This is a genomic window from Vulcanococcus sp. DEBay_Sum22DG08_74, assembly GCF_017852955.1.
Lineage (GTDB): Bacteria > Cyanobacteriota > Cyanobacteriia > PCC-6307 > Cyanobiaceae > Vulcanococcus.
The window spans coordinates 1-3,231 of sequence record NZ_JAFMKL010000152.1 but is presented as its reverse complement, the minus strand read 5'-3'; the positions used below and the strand labels follow the sequence as shown (position 1 = coordinate 3,231).

The window sequence follows — 3,231 nt, the reverse complement described above, 5'->3', positions numbered from 1 at the left end:
AGCGCAGGCGCGCGCTTCATTCGAGAACCCGAGCGGGGCCCGTGCAGACCCAGGAGCGATCAATCCCCGTGGCGCTCAGGAACGGACTGTCGCCATAGAACGTCGGACGGCCGGCGGGCGTCTGACGGCTCTGGACGCGCCAGAGCTGACGCTCGCAACTGACGCTGATGGTCAGGCTCCCCCCATCGCTCTGGGGGATGCGCAGCAAACGCATCCCGTCGTAGAGGCCCAGGGGTTGGGCCTTGAGCTGCTTCAGCAAGACCGCCAGGGCCTGGGGAGGCCTGGGGCTTTGGGCCTGCACCGGCAGCGCCGCCATCCAGCCCGCGCTCAGGAGGGCCAGGCTGAGGCTTAGACGTCGACCCATCAGCCCAGGAGGAATTGCCTGAATTCTGCTGAGACCACGGCGAAGCGCCAGCCTTCGCAACGATCCCTCAGAAGCTCAGGTTGAGGACGTTGTAGCCCTGCGGTCCTGAGGGCTTCTTGAACTCCAGGGGCAACAGCGCATCGTCTGCCACCTCGACGCTATGGCGGGCCGAGGCATCCTCCATGTAGGCCTGCTCGGCCATCAGTCCGTGGTCGGCAGTCGGCAGAGCTGTGGAGAGCTGGATCGGCTCCATGGCGTTGGCGTTCAGCGTCAATCCGCTACCAACCAGGAGGCTGCAGGCTGCTGCAAGCGCGAAGGTCTTCATGGCCAGGTGTGTGAGGAGGGCCTTGTCTTCGCAATAGCTACGGCCAAAGAAAAATGGCAACAGTGGATTTCGGCAAGGCTTCAGGCCGCGCTCAACCACTGCCGCAGCAAGGGAAGACTCAGGCCAATCACGTTGGAGAAGCAGCCATCCAGGCGCTCCACCAGGCAGCCGCCGCGTCCCTCCAGGGCAAAGCCACCGGCGCACTGCAGCGGTTCACCCGTCGCCACATAGGCCTGGATCTCGGCGTCGCTCAGATCAGCAAAGAGCACCCGAGTGGTCACCGCGGCCACCCGCTCGGCCCCCGCTGGATCCAGCAGGGCATGACCGGTGTGGAGCTCCCCCCAGGCGCCGCGCATCCGCCGCCAGCGGCTGATGGCCTCCTGGGGATCCGCGGGTTTGCCAAAGACCTCCCCGTCAAACGCCAGGACCGAATCACAGCCCAGCACCGCCGAGACCTCCCGATCGAGCCCGCTCTCCAGCACCGCCCGCGCCTTCGCCCGGGCCAGGAGCTGCACCAACTGCGCCGGATCGGGGTGGCCGATGGCCTCCTCATCCACCCCGCTGACCTGCACCCGATGGGGGATCGCCGCCTGCTCCAGCAAGCGCCGGCGGGCGGGGGAGGCAGAGGCCAACAGCAGCACGGCCGATCCTTGAGCTCGGCCCACTCTGGCAAGGGTCTCGGGCGATAGGAGCCAGCCGATGACCACAATGAAGGGACCCCAGCGCTCCCGTTGATGCAGCCCCGCCTTAGCCAGCAGGAGCAACGGGCGCTGATCCGGGCCAAGAGGGCCGTGCGCTGCCTTCCCTTTCGGCGCCGCTTCTATGAGGAACTCGAGCGGGAGGCCCTCAGCAGCACCCAGCTCGCGGCTCGCTCCGACTGGACTGCCCTCAGCCGCCAGCGTCTCTCAGCGAACCACTGCGAAGACCTGCTGATCTGGCTGATCCAACTCGGGGTGCTGCGCCGCGAGGTCGATGGCCAGGGCCTGACCGAACGGGTTCGCCTGACGCCCCTCGGGCGGGTCGTGCTCTCGGACTGGTCCGGGGAGATCCCCAGCGCCAGCCTCCCCTCCCGCCTGCGCCACTGGATCAAGCAGCACTGGCCGAGGCTCTAGCGCGGCTCTTCCGTGAGTTCACGGATGCCGGGGAGTAATGAACACGGGGCTAGTAGGGCTAATCCCCTGAGTTTCGGACCTTCAAAACGGCAAATGCATAGAGCTCTTTGATCAACAGCGGCCACCGAGAGCGGTCCTGGGGCTCCTCGAGCGGCAATTCGTCGTACCGAAAGATCGTGCCAAAAGGTGTGAACAGTTCCAGCTCTTGGAACTCCTGGGGCAGGACAAAACCCTGTGCCTCAAGAAGGTCAAGCAGAAGACCGATGCTGTGGCTCCGGGGATAGTCCAGCTTGCGAGAAGCCAGCAGAGCCTTGAGGCATTTCTCTGCGGCTTGTTGAGCGTGATACCCCAGGGTCTCGTCGGAGATCTCAGGATCGTTGATCAACTTTTCCAATACAGCCAGGTCTTGGGCTGCCTTACGCAGAAGAAGAAGCCCCTGATCAGAGGGAGTCATGCAGCACCCTGCCCTGATGGTGTGCGGTGAATTCAACAGTTCCCGGGATTGCAGAGCGTTCACGGAAGTGCTCCGCCGTCGTCACCACAACATCGACGGACATCAGAATTCCTCTCAGGGCTCTCTGGAGGCGCACCGTTTCTGCGTAGCGACTCTGCACCGATGGTTCAACCACGAGCAGATCCAGGTCATTGGCAGAGCTCAGCTCTCCCTTGGATGCAGATCCAAAGGCAATCAGGCGTAAAGGCGCTGCTGCCTTCACAAGACGGTCGACGGCTTCGAGGACTTTCTCCTCCGTCACCGACCAGGCCTCTTTAGAAAAACCGGAAGCGGCCACCGCTGCGTTGCGCTGAGCTCTGGTCAGGCTAGTGCCGACCTCAAACCTCATCGTGGTTCTGCAAGAAGAGGCAGCCCCTCGCCCGAGGGCCCATGCCTCGGTCTCGACGGTTTTGGTCTAACGCGACCCTTCCGTGCGTTCACGGATGCCGCCGACTGGTGAGAGCGGAGAGCATCAAGCAACGGAGCCAGAGAGCCCCGTTAGCGTGATGAAACCACCCACTCTTCTAGATCAGAAAGCCATAGCCACCCTGTCTGCCGGTGGCCTGTTGATCGCCATCTCCTTCCTCACGAACTACGGCCATGGAGCCCTCTTCCACGTCTCAGCCCTTCCGCTGGATGAGCAGATCGGAGTATCTCTCCACACTGCCGCTCTGGCGGCGCTGTTTGGCGACGCTGAACTGGCGTCCCGTCTTCGAGATCGAGCAAGAGACCGCCTGGTTGAGACACGTCAACGCGAGATTCGACGCCTTATCGCAACCATCAGATTTGAGCTCGCAGACACCCCCTCAAGCCGACTCCAACTGAACGCTGCGCTGGCTTGATTCAGTTGGTCAATACGGGCTTAGTGACCTTTCAAAAGATCTGAGCATCAAACTGGAGCCTGATGCTTCACTAGCCATTGCGACAACGCTGAGCG

At 63.1% G+C, this 3,231-nt stretch carries 6 protein-coding genes; 1 reads left to right on the top strand and 5 read right to left on the bottom strand.

The genetic code is table 11. The features are described from left to right. Positions 1-16 precede the first annotated feature (16 nt). The 3 genes from QZ184_RS10965 to QZ184_RS10955 form a co-directional block, all read right to left on the bottom strand. Positions 17-364 carry a hypothetical protein gene (locus tag QZ184_RS10965; RefSeq protein WP_247477296.1) on the bottom strand — a complete coding sequence of 116 codons (348 nt, stop codon included), beginning with the start codon at positions 362-364 and terminating at the stop codon, positions 17-19. 67 nt (positions 365-431) lie between these two features. Further along, a complete protein-coding gene (locus tag QZ184_RS10960; RefSeq protein WP_296416937.1) occupies positions 432-638 on the bottom strand; it encodes a hypothetical protein in 207 nt (68 codons plus the stop codon). Between the two features lie 131 nt (positions 639-769). Continuing rightward, positions 770-1,330 carry a nucleoside triphosphate pyrophosphatase gene (locus QZ184_RS10955; RefSeq protein ID WP_296419638.1) on the bottom strand — a complete coding sequence of 187 codons (561 nt, stop codon included), beginning with the start codon at positions 1,328-1,330 and terminating at the stop codon, positions 770-772. Positions 1,331-1,423: 93 nt separating this feature from the next. On the opposite strand from QZ184_RS10955, the gene QZ184_RS10950 reads away from it, so the two are divergent. Further along, positions 1,424-1,801, top strand: a complete 378-nt coding sequence (locus tag QZ184_RS10950) for an Npun_F0494 family protein (RefSeq protein ID WP_296419636.1) — start codon at positions 1,424-1,426, stop codon at positions 1,799-1,801. 58 nt (positions 1,802-1,859) lie between these two features. Here QZ184_RS10950 and QZ184_RS10945 read toward each other — a convergent pair whose 3' ends face one another. Both QZ184_RS10945 and QZ184_RS10940 read right to left on the bottom strand, forming a co-directional pair. Beyond that, positions 1,860-2,255: a HEPN domain-containing protein gene (locus QZ184_RS10945; protein ID WP_296419634.1), complete on the bottom strand. Its 396-nt coding sequence runs from the start codon at positions 2,253-2,255 to the stop codon at positions 1,860-1,862. Beyond that, positions 2,242-2,592: a nucleotidyltransferase domain-containing protein gene (locus QZ184_RS10940; RefSeq protein WP_247477289.1), complete on the bottom strand. Its 351-nt coding sequence runs from the start codon at positions 2,590-2,592 to the stop codon at positions 2,242-2,244. The genes QZ184_RS10945 and QZ184_RS10940 overlap by 14 nt, the downstream gene beginning before the upstream one ends. Positions 2,593-3,231: the final 639 nt, after the last annotated feature.